This is a genomic window from Pirellulales bacterium (assembly GCA_019636335.1).
Classification (GTDB): Bacteria; Planctomycetota; Planctomycetia; order Pirellulales; family JAEUIK01; genus JAHBXR01.
In genome coordinates, this window is the sequence record JAHBXR010000021.1 from 86,940 (window position 1) to 103,673 (window position 16,734).

Here is a 16,734-nt window from a genome sequence, read left to right on the forward strand (position 1 = left end):
TGGTGTAGGTAATCGCCACGCCGCGCTACGCTACTCTAGCTGTTTGCGCGCATCGTGGGGCCGACCGGGGGCAAGGGGCTGGAATGCCGCGATGGCTGGACAGGGTTCCCGGTTCTGGTCAAAGTACGAATGAGCCGCCCTGCACCCCACCCTTGCGGCAGCCCACCTGTAGCAACCTTCAAGGACCCTCTCGATGCCCCTCGTGTCCGTCAACCGGCACGCCCTTGTTTTCTGCGTGCCGGCGATCTTGTTGATTGGCTTGATGTCTCATCCCGTGCTGGGGCAAAAGGTGCTTGCGCCCGGCTTCAAGGTCGAGTTGTTCTTCGGGGTGCCGGAAGTCGAACACCCCTCGGTCGTGACGTGCGACGACGCGGGCAATCTTTTCATCGGCGAGGACCCGATGGACATGCGGGGCCCCACGACCAAGGAATTCGACCGCGTGCTGTTCGTGCGCTGGAACGAGGATGGCACGGCGGAGCGAACCGTGTTCTGCGAAAATCTTTCGGCCGTGTTCGGGCTGGCATGGCTCGATGGCTGGCTATACGTCATGCACGCGCCCCACTACTCGCGATTCGCCGATACCGACGGCGACGGCAAGGCGGACGTGCGCGAGGATCTGGCCGAGGGATTCGGTCCGGCGGCGGGAATCTTCGGCTTCAACGATCACATCGTGACCGGCATCCGCTTGGGCATGGATGGCTGGATGTATGTCTCCGTCGGGGATAAGGGCATTCAGCGGGCAACCGGCAAGGATGGCTCGGCCATCACGCTCGAAGGGGGGGGCGTGGTACGCCTGCGCCCCGACGGGACACGGCTCGAGGTCTATTCTTCCGGCACGCGCAATCATCTCGACGTGGCAATGAACTCGCTCGATGAGATCTTTACCTACGACAATACCGACGATGGCCTGGGCTGGTGGACGCGATTCACGCACCACATGCAGACGGGTTACTACGGCTACCCCTTCGATTACCTGACGCGGCCCGAGCGACACTTGCCACGTATCAGCGAGCATGGGGGCGGTTCGCCGTGCGGGGCGGCCTGTTACCGAGAAGCGGTATGGCCGACGGCCTATCGCGACGCCCCCTTCTTCGCCGAGTGGGGCAAAGGCAAGGTGCAGTGCTTTCACGTTACGCGCTCGGGCGGAACCTACACGGGCGAGATCGAAGACTTCATGGTGCCAGAAGAGAACTCCACCTTCCGGCCCGTCGATCTTTGCTTCAGTCCCGATGGCCGGCACATGTACGTGGCCGACTGGAACTTCGGCGGCTGGACGAATCCGACCGTCTGTGGCCGCGTCTATCGCGTGACGTATGTGGGAGAGGGAGAGCCCTCGATAGCAGCGAATACGGTTTCTACCACCAAGGACGATCCGGCAACTTGGGTCGCGGACTTGAGCAGCGAATCTTTCGCAACTCGCTGGTCGGCGCAGCAGAAGCTGGCCAGGCAGCAAGCATCGCTCGGCGCGTTACGCGCGCTGCTGGATGATCTAAACGCGACCGGCGCGGCCAAGATCCATGCCCTCTGGGCGCTCGCCGCGGCGAAGGACCTGCACGGCAACGAGGAGGTCGTCGCGGCGATTCGTCCACGGCTCGACGATTCGCACGGCGATGTGCGGGCGCAGGCCGTCCGCGCCCTCGGCGAGTTGAACGCCCAGGAAGAGGCGTCGGCTATCGCAGCACATCTCCGCGATGCCGAGCCGCGCGTGCGGGCACAGGCCGCTATCGCGCTGGGACGGCTCGACGCGAAATCGGCGGTTTCAGCTTTGACGGAGTCGCTCGACGATCAGGACACGTTCGCGCGGTTCGCCAAGCTGCAGGCCGTGCGGCGACTGAACGACTGGGCCCAAGTGGCCGACGTCTTGCGGCAAACAGAATCGAACGACGTACGGCACTGGGGAACTCTGGCGGCCAGCGAACAATATGAACCCGGGGCCGTCGCGCTGTTGGCCGATCGCTTGCAGCATTCAGCGAGCCCCCAGGAGCGCCGTACCTGTGTCGACGCGCTGGCCGACGTCTACTTCCAGGCGGCCCCGTATCAAGAGGGCTGGTGGGGCACGCGCCCCGCGGCGCAAGCCCCGCCGCGTCCGAAGAAGCACGATTGGGTAGGTGGCCCCACCGTGTTCGCGGCGTTGGCCTCCTCGCTCGACGACACCGACGCGGGAGTGAGGGCGGCGGTCGTGCGTGCGTTTCAGATGGTGCCGGCCGCGTCGGTGCTCGCCGAACTGCGGCAGGTGGCCGAAGGGGACCCAAGCAAGGACGTCCGCAAAGTGGCCTTCGCAACGCTGGCCAAGGCAGGGGATGCCGAGTCGCTTTCGTTGTTTTTGCAGGCAGCGGAGAATGCCGACTCGACCGGTGATGTGCGAGCCGAGGCCGTGCGCGCCGTCGTCACGCTGGGTGGCGCCGGGCAGGCCGAGAAGGTCCGCGCGTTGCTGGCCAATCTCTCTGCCTCGTCGACAGCCTCGGACGAAGTCGTATCGCTGGCGCTCGATGGGCTGGCCTCGCTGGCCTCGCCCGAGACGGTCGCCATCGTCGAGGAGCGCACCAGATGCGAGCGCCCCCCGGTTCGAGCCAAGGCGCTGGCCGTGCTCGCGCAATTGCAGAAGGAAGGGGCCGCCGCACGACTGGAAGAGGCCCTGGGTGACGACGCGGTGGTCGTGCGACAGACGGCGGCACGGCAATTGGGCGAATTGGGTATTCGTACCGCGGTCGCGGCGCTGGTGAAGCTGACGAGCGATGCCGAGACGCGTTTCGACGCGGTGCTGGCCTTGGCGAAGATTGCCGATCCGTGTGCGCTCGATGTCTATCTCGATGCCCTGATCGATCGAAGCCGCGAGGTGCGCACCGAGGCACGCAAGACGCTCGTGTCGCTGCGCGATGAGGTCGCCGACGCGATTCTCGCCAAGGCGCAACGCGGCGAGCTCACGCGCCGCGCGCGCGGTGAATTGGCCGAGATCTATACCCTGCCGCGGCCGATTACCGCCTGGCACCTGGTCGGTCCCTGGAGCAAGGAGACGGGACAACCGGCCTTCGATCCAGCCTCGGCCGCGGACCTTGGAGGCGAACTCCAGATCGGCGATCAGAAGGTCGCCTGGAAGCCCGCCGTCGCCGATGCGTCGTCGGGCAAGGTCGACGTCGCCGCGACCCTGGGGGGACATGGCAGTGCCTGGTCGCTCGGCTACGCCGAATGGGAATCGGCGCGCGGTGGCAAGCATACATTTCAGGTAGGCAGCGACGATCAACTGCTCGTCTGGATCGATGGCCAGAAGGTGTTCGAGTTCAACGGCGAACGCGGCTGGTCGCCAGCGCAGCAATCGTTCGACGTCGAGCTCGAAGCGGGCGTGCATCGCATTTGGGCCCTGTGCGGCAATGGGGGCGCCCAGTGGGAGTTCAGCATGCACGTACCCTTGCGCGAAGAACGCTTCGACGTGCTCGCCACCGCCGATAGCAGCAAGCCGGATATCGGACCCTACATCGAGCACGCGATGCAGCACGAAGGAAGCGCCGAGCGTGGCAAGGCGCTGTTCCAGGATGTGAAAGGTCTGGCCTGCGTCAAGTGCCACGCGGTAGGGGGCGATGCCAAGGCGGTCCTTGCTGGCCCTGACCTGGCGGGGATCGGGGGCAAGTACGATCGACGCGAAATCATCCGCTCGGTGCTCGAACCGTCAAACCGACTGCTGTCGGGCTATGAAATGACCGTCGTCGCTACCTCGGCCGGCGAGGTGCTGCAAGGCGTGGTCAAGAGCGACACGGCCGAACGCCTCGAACTCGTGGATGTGAATGGCAAGGTACTCACCATCGCCACCGACGACATCGAGGAACGCATGCGCAGCGAGTTATCGTTGATGCCGACAGGACTCTACGAGGGGATCTCGGTCGAGGAATTTGCGGACCTCATGGCGTATTTGCGCAGCCTGAAGGAAGTGGCGCCGGCAGACGAGATGCCGTGAACAGGGTCGCAAACGCAAGAGTCTGTGGAACGACGCCCCGTTGATGGTCGCTGCGCAGCCATGCTGATTTTTGCATTCCTGACCTTTTCTTAGGAAACGTTCTGTTCGGGTTGCCCCGCCAAGTCCCTTTGGGCTACAACCCAAGGAGGGAAAACAGCATCCGCCCCGGGGAACAGGCTCGATGGAACAGGCACGGCGGCGGCGCGTGGCGATGGCGGCGATCGCCGCGGCAATCGTTCTGGTCGCAATCTTCTTGCTGGCTCGCACGACAGTCGGGCGTGCAATGGTGCGCACGTATGCGCCGTGGCTCGTGCCGGCCGAGGCGGCTCCCGCGAAAGTGGCTGAAGTGCCCTGGCCCGAGTCGGTCTTCGATTGCAAGCCGGCCCCTGTGTTGTGGGTCGAGCCGGGCACGATCGTCGATCAAGGGCCCCCGGCGGACTGGTCTCACCTGGTGATGAAGAATGACACGCGTGTCGTAGCCGGTGAGACAGGCAAGCAGGCCGAAAACTGGAACAAGCTGGCCGAAATGTTCTCGATGGCGGCGCTCGCCGACATCGGACGCAAGGAGAACGAGTTTTTTCTGGCACGTATCGGCACGGGCTGGTGCCATCCGATCGACGGTCACGACACCGTGATTTCAAGCCGCACGCAAGCCAGGCAAGGGGCCAAGCTGCCGGCGCTGGCGGCCATTGCGCTCGGCGTGCGCGAAATCGAGTGCGACGAGAATACGAAGATCGTGGCGCGGTCGGCGAGCACGTTGTTCTACGACGTCGAACGGGCCATCGCGTACGGCGACGAACATCTGCAGGCGCGCTTGCGCTATGCGATCCTCGTCCATCCGCACGAAGGAAAGCTGGTCGCGTTCGCCTGGATCGTGCCGCCGAAGGAAATGCAGGATCCACCCGCGGCCGCCATCCAGAAGCTGCCGGAGAGCTTTATCACCACATTTGAGTTGCGGTTCCGACCCAAGGGGAGCGGCGCGCTGTCGATGCCGGGCGCCGACGATTACGCGGTGCTGCGCGTACCGCAGGGTGAATTGCCGATCGACGTCACGCCAGAGCTGCAGCCGATCGTGTACGCGGATGCGTTCGACCAGGAAAAAGCGCTCGCGCTCGAAGAACTGCTGCGCGAGCACTTGGGCTGGCGCTGAGGAGTTGGCCGGTCACTAATACGCATTGATCGCTACGCGACCAGCCTGAATTGCAAGGCACCACTAGAAAAAGCGGCATCAACTCGATCGACTATCAGGCTGCTGAAAAAGTCGGCAGCCTGATAGGATCGCCTGGATGCGATCACAAAATAGCGACGGAAGTCGTTCTTTTGTGAGCGGTGCGGAGTTCAACTCCGCACTTCGCGAGGCTGAAAAAGGCCACGACGGGCCTTTTTCAGCAGCCTGCTAGTGGCCATCCATCGCACGTGCTTCGGACGGCAATCGATCGTAGAGGTGGGCCGCTTCATCCGTCAGGGCCTTGAGGGCGCGACGGGTTTCCCATACCAGAAGCGATGTGCCCGTGACGAGACCTCCCACCCCCACCATGCCGGCCGCCAGGGCAACGTAGAGCGACACCTGTTGCAGCAGGTTCTGATGCCCCATCGTAAAAACGGCCCCCAACAGCGAGATGAGCGCGGCGGCCGCAAACGAGCCGACCGAGGAATAGAACGCCGTCAAAGCGCGGACCAGCAACAAGACGCGAGACTCGGCGATTTGAAGCTGTCGTAGCCGGTGATCCAGTCGCGCGGGATCGGACTCGCGGGTGGTCTCGGCATACAACACACGGGCGCGGTCCACGGTCCTGGCAAACCGGTTCGAGGTTCCCAAGGCCATCACCGATGAGGCGTTGGTCAGGATGGCAGGGGCGACAATCGACGTGAGGACCTGAAACGGATTCGAATCCCAGCCATCCATGGAGCACACCTCTGTAGCTCGTCAAACGCAACGACAACCCCGCGGCGCGATTCGGCTTTCTCGCGCCGTGAGGCCGATTGTAGAGGTGTGCGGCACATTTCGCCAAGCCAGCCGCCGCCGGTGCCTCAACGGCCGGCAGGCTCGGGCGATGTACCATACGGCGCTGCCAAAGGAGACTTGGCCACATAACCGGGCAGCCAGATGCTGGCAATCGCGGCCGGATCTTGCCGCATGACCCGTTGCAGCGCCGAGTTGACGTCCTCGCCCTGGTTCAGCGACAGCAGGTGAGGGGGAGAGGTCTTGCTTTCGTATTTCCAAACCTTTTCGTCATTCAAGACAAAGGCGATCTCGAGGATCTCGGACGTCGCACTGTGGCTGGTCGAATCGAACTTACCGAACTCGCGGTACTGGATCGCCTCGGTCTCGCCCGGCCGAATCGAGCAGCTCAATTTGAGGGGACTTCCCTCCTCTACCACCAGACCGCTTTTCGTCAATTGCGACGTCAGCGCCGCTTGCACTTTTTGACGGTCGTCCGGCGCCGCGTTGATTTGAAGGTCGAGCGACACCTTCATGCCGGGTTTGATGACGAGTAGACTTTCGGCCTCGAGCCCCGAGGTTGCCGCGCGTGCCGCTTCGTCGGGCAACGTGGCCGAGCAGAGCACCATGGCATTCTGTCGCCCGCCGCCGGTGATATACCAGGTCTGCGGACCATGCGCGCGGACGGCGGGTGAGACTTCTTCATAATCCCAGGCCCACAACCTCCGCGTGACGTCGACCAGGCAATGACCATCGACGAGCAGATGCTCGGGCCCGCACCAGACCAGCGTTTCGCACTTCAGCCGGGCGGGCAGGGGAAACTCGCGCACGAGTTTTTGATCGCTCAATTCCCAGACACGACATCGCCCAGGATTAACCAGCGCGAGTCGTGTTCCCAGCGTGTCGAGCGCCGCCAGCTCGGCCCGCGCATGTGCCGGTTCGGCGCCCAGGCTGCCGAGCTTGCGTCCCGATGAAGTCTCGAGCAAGACGACTCCTCCCTCGACGGGCAGGGCCACGGTCTTCTGGGTGGCGCTGAGCCCGGGATAGGCGTCGCGGGCGCCTTTCGCCATCCAAAGTGGCGCCAGCTCGTCCGTCTTCCACAAGCTGAGCACGCCCTCTTCACTGATGGCCAACACCTGGTGGGGTCCCACGAACCGTGCCCAGCGGATATCGCTGTCGTGGTCATCCTCTTCGCCGTATGGCTGCCAGGCGACGACGGGAGTGACCTCCTTGCCTTCGAGCGAATAGATCGTCAGGCGGGCCTGTTTCCCAAAGCCAAAGCCGGCCGAACGGGCGAGCACCAACCGGGCGTCGGACGAGAGATCGATCGGCTCTTCCCCCCCGACGAACTGCGCCACGGCGCCGACCTTCTTGCTCGTCAGGTCGCAATCGACGACGCGCGCCACATAGTCGTCCGCGCCGGGATGCGTGTTGAGCAGAATAGCGACGGCCTTGTTCTTGTCGGGGGCAAGCAGCAGGCCGGTGGGATTCTCGAAGAAATCTCCCTTGTTCCCCAAGGGGATTCGTACCTTGGACAACGATGACGTCGATTCCGTCGCCGCGTCTGGCTTGTATTGCCACGCGCCACCGATCGACACATCGGCCGGGCTGGCACGACTGAGATCCGTTTCGCTCAGCTCGATGGTTTTGTCGGCGATGTCGCTCTCGATCGATTCGTCCGATTCTTCCGCATCGTCCGAACCATTGCCCGCCAGGAACTGCTGATCGGTGTCGCTCAATCGAGAGAAAGGCAGGACGACCTCTTTGCCGTCCTTGCGTTTGAGCACGACCTTGCCCGCTTCGTGCCGCACGAGGGTCGCCTCGACCTTGTGCTTGCCGGTCGAGTCGGTCCACAAGCGCAACACCTGCTTGTCCGATTTCTCCTCCTCGGTGGCAAAGGGATCTCCCGCATCGCCCAAGAGCCGGATATTTTTGGGCGTGTAGAGATGACGATCGATCTCGTCGGTGCGGACCCACACCCAGCCGTTCTGGATCACTTCGATGACCGTGCCGGGCTGCCACTCGTCGAAGATATTCACTTCGACTTTATCCCCCTTCTTCAGCTTCGAGGTATCGATCGCCTCAGCGAGCCGCGGCAGGGCGATCGAGAAGATCGCCATGAGCATGAGTGCGGCGATTCCCCGGGACGCTGGAATCAGCGGTTGATGTCGCATGACGACCTCCCCATGAGCATGTGCATGTCTACCGACGAGAGCGCACAGGGCACCCCCACTCGTACCGACGGCCTTCACTCTGCACCGAAGAACTGCCCCGGCTGCCTGATGGGGACCACAACCCCTTGCAACCGATCTCCCAAATTGTGAACGGTCGCCGAACGAGAGTCCAGCAGGCCGCAAGAAATTCGTAGAAACGACGTTTCCGCCCAGTTTAGGCGACACCAACGCCTGCTACCGACGGCTGCGTCCTGGACGTGGCCTACGCCTGGCTTCGCTGCCGGCGATCTACAGCGATTCGAGGTAGCTGACCAGATCGTTGACTTCGTCCGGTGTCAGCTCGCCAAGGCCGGTCACGTTCGCGGGGTTGTGGGGACCGTGGAGTACGTCGTGCAGATTCTTCGCCCGGCCATCGTGCAAGAGCAGCACACGATCGTAGACACCCCGCAACGAGGGAGCGCTGTACTCGGGATAAGCGTCGTTGGCGGCCCCCAACCCGACGTCATGCGTGCGGCCATCCGTGAATTGTGGCGCGGGATGACAATTCGCGCAGCCCGCCTTCTCGCCGTGAAATACTTCCTCGCCGCGCAGTGCCGCCTCGCTTAACTCACCTGATTGACGTCGGGGATTCCTCGGTGGCTCGAGCGTTGCCACAAACGCCGTCACCGCATCGACCTCGTGCTCGGTGGGTTTTTCGCCCAGCATCGTATCGATGAGCGACTTGTGCAGGGCCGCGCGCAGCTCGGTCTCCCAACCATGCCAGAACCAGGGACCGGTGTCTTGGGCGCCGCGCAGGCTGAGAATCGTCTTGAAGTTGCCAAAACGTCCATCATTGCGTGTATCCATCACGATGCGATTCGTATGCCCTTCATAATGGCAACTGTGGCAACTGTACCACTGGTCGAGGGACCGCACGGCGTCGTAGAAGATCGCCTCTCCCTGGCGCGCAAGAGTCGGCGCGGGCGATTCGCCCAAGGCGATCGTTTTGGCGACTTGCCTGCCCGACACGTCGACGACCTGTACCGCGTCGAGCAGGTAGTTGGCGACGTAGGCAAGCTCGCCCTGCTTTGAGTAGCGAACCGCCATGGGCCTGCCCCCCAGGGGGATGCGGTAGAAACGCTCGCTATCGCGCAACAACTCGGGATTGATATGGTCCCCCGGTCCGCCGTAATCCTGGAACGGCAGTCCCGGCAGCTTGTAGACTAGCAACTCGTGCGTGCCCGAGGCCGTGCAGACGATCGTCTGCTCGTCGGGGCTGAGGGCGATGCCGTGCGGATCGCCCACCGCCTTTCCTTCGGGATCGAGCGAGATGGCCTCGCGGCGGGCATGTTCGTCGAGCCGCACGCGGGCGATGCGACTGGCAAGCACCCAACCGCGGCGAATGTTGTCGACCGTGATCGGATTCTGCCGGTAGACGATCCAGGGAAAGTAAACGTACTTGCCGTCGGCCGAGACCTGCATCTCGCCGAGATTCAATCCGCCGAAATCCTCGATAAACCGTTGCTTGCGCGAGGCGGTGTCGATCACCGCGACCCCGCCGTCGCCACTGCAACCCACGGCCAATCGCGCACCGTCGGGCGAGAGAGCCAGGTAGCGCGGCCAGTGTCCCACGGCGATACGCTCGATCAGTTGCAGTTGCTCGATATCGACGATCGCCACCTCGGCCGCGGTGGTCAGCGCAACGTAGGCCAGCTTGCCGTCGGGCGAGATCGCCAGCCCCCGCGGTTCGAATCCTAACCAGAGGGAGCCCACGAGCTGAAGCTTGTCGTCGACCAGCGCATAAGCGAACAACTCGCCCGAGAAGGTCGCCGTGGCCAGCAATTTCTTCCCATCGGGCGTCATTGCCAGGCTGCTCGGCCGATCGCCGCAGGCAACCTCGTCCAGGACAGTACCTTGTGCCACATCGACCAGCGAGATCGAATCCGCGGTTTGATTCGCGGTAATGAGCCGTGTCTCGTCTGGTGTCAGCAACAGGTCGACCGGCGAACGGTGAACCGCTCCGGACGAGGCCGGTTCGCGGTCGTACGCAGCCGCGTCATCGGGCGAGAATGCCGACACACCGTACGCGCCACTGCCCAGCAACAGCAGTGCCGCCACGATCAGCTTGCCGAAGGCCCCGTCTCTGGTTGCTCCGTCTTGTCGCTGCATGGGAATTCGTAGCCTACGGTGTCGGATCGCTCTCCACTGGTCCCAGACGCATCTTCGAACGAGCGGCCACGCGCGAGCGATCGACGCTCGATTGGCTCCGCTCGGTCGCAAGACCGCGAACTGCGAGTATACAATAGCAGCCGGCGCGTCTGTCTACTCGAAATCACCTCGCTGGGGTGTTGCTAGCACGATGTGGCCGCCTCGCGCTGCCGCTAACGTATCGTCACGGCGCGAAGTCTTTGTCGCTCCGCCGCGTTCGGTCCTGCGCATGAGCCCTCGCGCTCGATGGTTGCCGTTCGATGGGTTATCAATCTTCTGCCGCGACCGAGAGTCGGACGTTTGCGATCCCCAGTTCGTGGACGGCGTCGAGCACCATGACGGCCGTGCCGTGATGGGCGTCGGGATGCCCCACCACAAGCACGCTGGGGCCGTCTTCATCACGCGATTCGACGCGCGAGACCGCCTGACGTAGCGAGGCGGTCACGTCCGGCGCGCTATGTACCATCTGCTCGTCGACGTAGATCGAATTGTCGGGTTCGATCCGAACGATGATGTAATCCTGGTCTTCCTCGTAGTCCTCGAGCGTGCGCGGGGCGGCCGAGGCGCTGCTCGATTCGGCCGAAGACGATTGCGGCATCGATGGCATGGCGATCGAGGCCTGCTTCGCCATCAGCGAGGTGACCATGAAAAAGATCAGCAGGAAGAAGACGATGTCGACCATCGCCGTCATGTCGATCATTTCTTCCGGAGTGTCGCTTAGCGTCGAGGAACTCACCAACGGGGGCAACGATTCGCGCCTGGCCGCGCGGGGGGGCTTCTTGCCGGATGGCGGCACGCGCAGCACGGTCTGGCACGCGGGGCATTTGCCCTGTTTGCCGGCCTTGCCGTCGGCAACCGACAGTTGGCGTCCGCAGTGGGGACAGGCGAAGCGAATCATGCGGCTCTTCCGGCAAAAGATGAGGAGGGCGTCAGCATTAGTCCAGCTCCATCACGGCCAGATGTAAGCGCACGCCATCGATCGAGGCCGCCGCGGCCACACGCGAGACGACACGGAGCGGCACGCGCCGTTCGGCCTTGATGACGACCAACTCCTTGCCCGCCGCCAGCCCAGTGGTGACCGCCGTCGAGATAGAGACCTCTTCATCGAGTTGGGGAATCAATCGCGACTCTTTGTCCTCTCCCAGATAGACCTGTCCGTCGGCGCCTCCTCCGGCGGACAGGATGGTGATTGTCGTGGCCGATTCCATATCGGCCGCCACGACGTGCTTCGCCGCCGGGAGATCAACTTCGGCCAGGGCCGTCACTAGCGATGTCACCAGAAAGAAGATGTTGAGCATGAAGACCAGGTCGATCATAGCGGTCATGTCGACGCTCGCATCAACCGAATGCGGGCCCCGGTGACCGAAGCCTTCGTGGCCGAGTCCACTCGACGAGATTGATTGCGGTGTCAGCATGGAAACTGTCTTTCGCCGTGTGCTAGGCCACAAAATCGCGCGAGCACGGGCCGTGCTACGTTTCGTTCGTTAGACGGCCACTTCCTTGAGTCGGTCGAGCAAGCGCACCAGCGCATGTCCCGTCGATTCCTGCAGGTCGCGGATACGCATCGTCAGGCTCGAGGCGACGTAGCCGAGCGGAATGGCGGTACCCAGGCCCATCGCGGTGCAGATCAGGGCCACGCTGATCTCGTCGGCGATCTGCGATGGATCGACCTTCTCACCCGTGCCAATGCGTCCGAACGCCGCCATCATTCCCAGCACCGTGCCGAAGAGTCCCAGCAGCGGGCCGTTGCGAATCACGGTCAGGACCCAGTTCACGCGGTTTTCCAGCGGCGCAATGACGTCGCGTTGCATCCGCTCGCCCATCAGTTGCCGTAGCGACACCAGATCGAGGTCGTGGTTCTCGAGTGCCAGCAAGGCAAGTTGCGGCAGCGCCCGTTCGTCGTTGCTGCAATAATCCATGGCCTCTTCGAGATTTCCCGCGTCCAGCTCTTGCCGGATCGTGTCGAGGAATTCGCGTTCGTCTTCGGGCTTTGCAAAGCGAATCTGGCGCAAGCGGCGCCAGACGAGTATGGCGCAATACAGTCCCCACAAGAGATTCGCCGCCAAGAACACGTAGCAGAAGTCTGCCAGGAATTTGGCGAGTGCGTTGGTATCCATGTCCTGTTCCTGAGTGTTTTGATGGGACGCTGCATCCAGCCCCAAAGTGCCAGCCATGTGCAACGTCGACCGGCCGCGAGACGGCCGTGGCCGCTCGTGTGGTGCGCGGCAACATCGCGGAGACGCTCACGATTCGAACGCGATCGTGGGCCGTGACGTCGATAGGAGCCACTGCGCGAGGGAGACCACCGTGACATCGCATGCGACGTGGACCTGCCTGCGCGTGCCGGGTTGTTGACGCGCTCGTGCCGGGGACGCATCGACGGAAGCCACTCGCAAGCCGGAGGCTATCCGCAGCATAACTGGGCACTACTGGCCGAGCAAGTTTCGCCGGCGGCATCGCAAATTGACACTAGCGACCACCGACATTACGCTCCAAAGAAGGTGCAGAAACCGTGTCCGACGGTTTCGCCCTCAATACCGCAGCGATCTCGCACCCTCACTCGTGGCGGCCGAAGCGCTTTCACCGTCGAAAAGGGCCGCCGCATTCCTTATGACCGACGCCGTCCAGCAACCCAGACGCCCACGTCGACTCGTCGATGTACACGATGCTACCGAGTTGAAGGGCTCCCGTTACGACTCGGCGGCAAGCTGGTTGATTTCGCTCCTGATGCTGACGGGCATCCTGGTCGTGGCGCTGGTGCTGATTCGCCTCTCGCAGCGGTTGCCGTCGGGCGAGCCCGCGGTGGAGGTCGTCATCGAGGAGCTCGGCGGCGGTGGCGGCGGGCGCGAAGATGGCTTTCCTGGCGAGACGCTCGACTTCGAGTCCCCTAATGCCGACGTCATCGCCGGCGAAAGTCAATTGGCGGAAACGCAGATCGAGCAGACGCTGGCCACCGTGTCGACGGTCGTCAGCAGTTTGCAGGCCGAGTTGCCCGACCTGACCTATACGGAGCAGTTCGTGCCCGGCGAAGGAGGCCGTTCCGAAGGGAACAGCCGGCGACCGGGACGCGGGACCGGAGGGGGCACCGGCAGCGGAGATGGTATCGGTTGGGGGAGCGGTTCAGGGCCGGGGGGTGGAGGTCGCTCGCGCGCCGAGCGTTGGGAGATCTTCTACCAGGATGGCGGCACGCTCGAAGAGTACGCCCGCCAACTCGATTTCTTCAAAGTCGAACTGGGGGTGATCGGCGGCACGGCCGAAGTCCAGTATGCCTACAACCTGACCAAGCCGATTCCCGACAAGCGCACCGGGCCCGGGCAGGATGAAAAACGGCTCTACATGTCGTGGCGCAAGGGCTCTCTGCTGCAGGCCGATCAGGAGTTGTTGACGCGGGCCGGTATCTCTCACACGGGGCGGATTGTCGTGCAGTTCTATCCGGCCGAAACTGAGAACCTGCTGGCCCGGGCCGAACGCGACTTCCGCGGACTCGAGGCCAGCCGCATTCGCAAGACACGCTTCGGCGTGCGTCCCTCGAAGACGGGCTTCGAGTTTTTCGTCCTCGATCAGCTTGCGTTCTAGGTTGAACTGGCCCGGCTCGATCCGCGCTCGCGCGTCCTGCTCGTCGGAGGGGGGCCTGTGCTCCTCTCAAAAATGCCTCGCCGACGAGTCGAACCTCGTCTTAAAGTTTCAAAGACTGCCGTGCGATCCGGCACACTGCAAGGCATAGTCGGTTAATTATTCGCTCAGGCCACGGTTAACTTGGCAGAAGTGGCTCGATCTCGATGGTGTGGCGATGAACCATTGCCGGAAAACTCGCAAGTTCTCATGGTTCGCCATCGCTTTCTGGTTCACCGTGATGGGCATGCTGTTCTGGACGTTGTACGACGGAGACTGGGAGGCGGTCCTGTTAGCGGATAATGTCAGGTGGATCAAATCGCTTGATAGTCGCCCTGCTTGGAGCACTCCAATCGCTCCAACATACGAGGAGTTTCAATACGCCTTCCGTGAGCAACCTGGCGAACTTCCCATCACGGCACCCATCAAAGCTCGACTTCGATGGGATCGCATGCTCATGGAGTTCTTGCTTCGACTGTGGGGCGTGGTCGTGGTCTTCGCACTCCTGTCGGTTTCAAATCTTTCCGAGCAACGTAGCCTGGCGAGTTGCCTCGCGCGTTCGTGCGCGGTGACGTTCACGGTCGCCGCGGCACTGTGCCTTGTTCTCTCTGTTGTATTGAACGGTTGGGGCCTTGCCTTCCCGCATGTGTTTGCCATTGTCGGACTGTTGTTGGGATTACTCCACGGAGAAGCGACCTGGAAGCGGCGTCAAGTCAGCTAACGCCGTCGACGACTGAGATTGCATTCATCGCTGGAAAGTGGACCCACCGGGAATCGAACCCGGATTTTCAGACTGCCGGTCTGATGTCTTCCCTTTGGACCATGAGCCCGCGTAGTTCAGTGGACCTGCCTGGGAATCGAACCCAGATTTCCTGGTTGCAGGCCAGGCGTCTTCCCGTTGGACGAGCAGCCCATTCAAGTAGTGGTCAGTGGTCAGTGGTCAGTGGTCAGTGGTCAGTGGTCAGTGGTCAGTGGTCAGTGGTCAGTGGTCAGTGGTCAGTGGTCAGTGGTCAGTGGTCAGTTGGCAGTTGGCAGTTGGCAGTTGGCAGTTGGCAGTTGGCAGTTGGCAGTTGGCAGTTGGCAGTTGGCAGTTGGCAGTTGGCAGTTGCCGGCCCAGGTCGATCCACTGATCACTAGCCACTGCCCCCTGCTTGCTCACGGCTTGCGCGCCAAAACGGCATTCCGCTCGGCGACCATTTTTTCAAACGCTTCATCGGCCGGCCGGATCTCGAACGGACCTATCTTCACGCCGGGATGCTTCGATATCAGCGCGACGGCGTGTTCCAAATCGCGGGCTTCGAGCAGCAAGATGCCCCCCAGCACTTCCTTGGTCTCGGAAAACGGGCCATCGGTGGCTTCCACCTCGCCCCCTCGCATCTTCAGCGTGACCGCCTTTTGTGCGGAGGAGAGCGCTTCGCCCCCGAGAAAATGCCCACCGCGCCGCAGCTCGTCGTCGTAGGCCAGGCACTCGTCCATCAGGCGCTGCGTTTCATCCTGCGGAAGCTCGGCAAATTTCGTTTCGTCGAAGTATCCCAGGCAGACGAATTTCATCACATTCCTCGTTTGTTGGCGGCACGGTGTGAACTTGATCCCAGCCTGGATCGCTGCCAGGCTTCTGTCCATTGGTCGAACGGCAGCGGCAGAAATCGACACGGCGGACGAGATTTTCCGGAAAAAATGCCCGTGGATCGTGCCGTCGATGGGGCCTGCCGGGTCGCCGACAATCTCTGAAGCGGGTTCGCTTCCGTGGTTTCAGTCGGGCAGTCCGACGCCTATTTCAAAAAGAAGGCAGCTTTAGCACAAGCTCTATCTGGCCTGGTGATGACCCCTGCGACGTTGAAAGTCGCAGGGTCTGCACACGGGCGTGTTCGACCCTTCATCACCTTTACCCCTGTTGTTGATGTCTCCATCGCCCAACAGCAGGCGGTCGTGCCACGAGCCTTCTGAGTTCGGGTCGAGTCTCCCGTCGGACACTCTCGCCTTGCTCGATCGCTTTCCTGCTCCGGGAAGCAGGTCCACGATCCCCTTGCGGGCAAACGCGACCGCCTTGCGGCGAATCGCTGTAGGCACTTCGACTCTGTAGCACACACGGTTTGTTGCCGCTCCTTGCGGATGGGCAGCTTCCCGGACACTTCCGAGTGTCGGCTTGCGCCGATGGGCACGTTTCACGAGAACCGCATTGAAGCCGTGATCTTCTGGGCAGCATTGCGCTGTTGGGCAGCGCCTCACACCCTCAGTTGCTTGGCGGCCTCTCGTTCCCAAAACGATTACCCGCCAGCGTCGTTGCCACACGCCACCGACGAACGAACGCCGGCGCGGTGAACTGCCTTTCGTCTATCTCTCCTGCCGAGAGCCGATTGCCCGTGCCAGGCAAATCGGTTTCAGGTCCGGGCGACATCACGGACCGTTTATCGCTCCACGTGGCCGATGTGCGAGAAACTGCGAGTAAACAGCTCCGACCATGTGCAAGCAAGACCTGCACGAGGAACGCATCGTTCACGTGGAATTCAATCACTTCAATTGTCAAAGATCAGCGCGCACGCTGAGCGCACGCCGAGAACGGGGGAGCAGTCGAACCGTGGACCGCAGGAAAGAGAAGATCGCGTTCGAGCTCGATTATTCCCTGAAATCTTTTTTTGTTCTGCCGCTCTTCTGTTCTCGTGTTCGGATTGCGAGTTGCGAAATGCAAACGTGGATCGGGAGACGCTCGTCGACCACCGCTGCGCGGCGGTGCCCGCGTCTGCGGCTTTTCAGGCCACCGCTACACCATCTCAGCTACCGACCCGGTTCATAGGTGTTGCGTCGTTTCCTCCGCGGCGTCACGCTCCGGACAACAAAAAAGCCCGCTGTCTTGGTGACACCGGGCTTGA

Annotated in this window: 11 protein-coding genes and 3 tRNA genes; 4 read left to right on the forward strand and 10 right to left on the reverse strand. The window is 62.5% G+C overall.

The genetic code is table 11. The features are described 5' to 3' along the window. The first annotated feature begins 193 nt into the window (after nucleotides 1–193). Nucleotides 194–3,949, forward strand: coding sequence for a HEAT repeat domain-containing protein (locus tag KF708_18925; GenBank protein ID MBX3414769.1), 3,756 nt, complete (start codon nucleotides 194–196; stop codon nucleotides 3,947–3,949). A gap of 181 nt (nucleotides 3,950–4,130) precedes the next feature. Beyond that, a complete protein-coding gene (locus KF708_18930) occupies nucleotides 4,131–5,099 on the forward strand; it encodes a hypothetical protein (GenBank protein MBX3414770.1) in 969 nt (322 codons plus the stop codon). A 246-nt stretch (nucleotides 5,100–5,345) separates the two neighbouring features. Here KF708_18930 and KF708_18935 read toward each other — a convergent pair whose 3' ends face one another. From KF708_18935 to KF708_18960, 6 genes are all read right to left on the reverse strand, one after another. Further along, complete coding sequence (locus KF708_18935; GenBank protein MBX3414771.1) at nucleotides 5,346–5,855, reverse strand: DUF2721 domain-containing protein; 510 nt, start codon at nucleotides 5,853–5,855, stop codon at nucleotides 5,346–5,348. A gap of 125 nt (nucleotides 5,856–5,980) precedes the next feature. After that, the gene (locus KF708_18940; protein ID MBX3414772.1) at nucleotides 5,981–8,065 is read right to left on the reverse strand and encodes a hypothetical protein; all 2,085 of its coding nucleotides are present in this window, start codon (nucleotides 8,063–8,065) and stop codon (nucleotides 5,981–5,983) included. A 288-nt stretch (nucleotides 8,066–8,353) separates the two neighbouring features. Next, on the reverse strand, nucleotides 8,354–10,213 hold the full coding sequence (locus KF708_18945) for a beta-propeller fold lactonase family protein (protein MBX3414773.1): 1,860 nt from the start codon (nucleotides 10,211–10,213) through the stop codon (nucleotides 8,354–8,356). Nucleotides 10,214–10,520: 307 nt separating this feature from the next. Then, entirely contained in the window at nucleotides 10,521–11,150 is a 630-nt protein-coding gene (locus KF708_18950; protein ID MBX3414774.1) for a biopolymer transporter ExbD, read from the reverse strand. 37 nt (nucleotides 11,151–11,187) lie between these two features. After that, a complete protein-coding gene (locus KF708_18955) occupies nucleotides 11,188–11,577 on the reverse strand; it encodes a biopolymer transporter ExbD (GenBank protein ID MBX3414775.1) in 390 nt (129 codons plus the stop codon). Between the two features lie 159 nt (nucleotides 11,578–11,736). Beyond that, nucleotides 11,737–12,369: a MotA/TolQ/ExbB proton channel family protein gene (locus KF708_18960; protein ID MBX3414776.1), complete on the reverse strand. Its 633-nt coding sequence runs from the start codon at nucleotides 12,367–12,369 to the stop codon at nucleotides 11,737–11,739. A gap of 493 nt (nucleotides 12,370–12,862) precedes the next feature. Here KF708_18960 and KF708_18965 point away from each other — a divergent pair, with 493 nt between their 5' ends. Together KF708_18965 and KF708_18970 are read left to right on the forward strand one after the other, a co-directional pair. After that, nucleotides 12,863–13,828, forward strand: a complete 966-nt coding sequence (locus tag KF708_18965) for a hypothetical protein (protein MBX3414777.1) — start codon at nucleotides 12,863–12,865, stop codon at nucleotides 13,826–13,828. 208 nt (nucleotides 13,829–14,036) lie between these two features. Further along, the gene (locus KF708_18970; GenBank protein ID MBX3414778.1) at nucleotides 14,037–14,585 is read left to right on the forward strand and encodes a hypothetical protein; all 549 of its coding nucleotides are present in this window, start codon (nucleotides 14,037–14,039) and stop codon (nucleotides 14,583–14,585) included. A 38-nt stretch (nucleotides 14,586–14,623) separates the two neighbouring features. Here KF708_18970 and KF708_18975 read toward each other — a convergent pair. The 4 genes from KF708_18975 to KF708_18990 form a co-directional block, all read right to left on the reverse strand. Continuing rightward, nucleotides 14,624–14,694 (reverse strand) — tRNA-Ala (locus KF708_18975). An 11-nt stretch (nucleotides 14,695–14,705) separates the two neighbouring features. Further along, nucleotides 14,706–14,777: transfer RNA gene (locus KF708_18980), tRNA-Ala, on the reverse strand. Nucleotides 14,778–15,019: 242 nt separating this feature from the next. Beyond that, the gene (locus KF708_18985; GenBank protein ID MBX3414779.1) at nucleotides 15,020–15,415 is read right to left on the reverse strand and encodes a YciI family protein; all 396 of its coding nucleotides are present in this window, start codon (nucleotides 15,413–15,415) and stop codon (nucleotides 15,020–15,022) included. Between the two features lie 1,141 nt (nucleotides 15,416–16,556). Next, nucleotides 16,557–16,649: transfer RNA gene (locus KF708_18990), tRNA-Phe, on the reverse strand. Nucleotides 16,650–16,734: the final 85 nt, after the last annotated feature.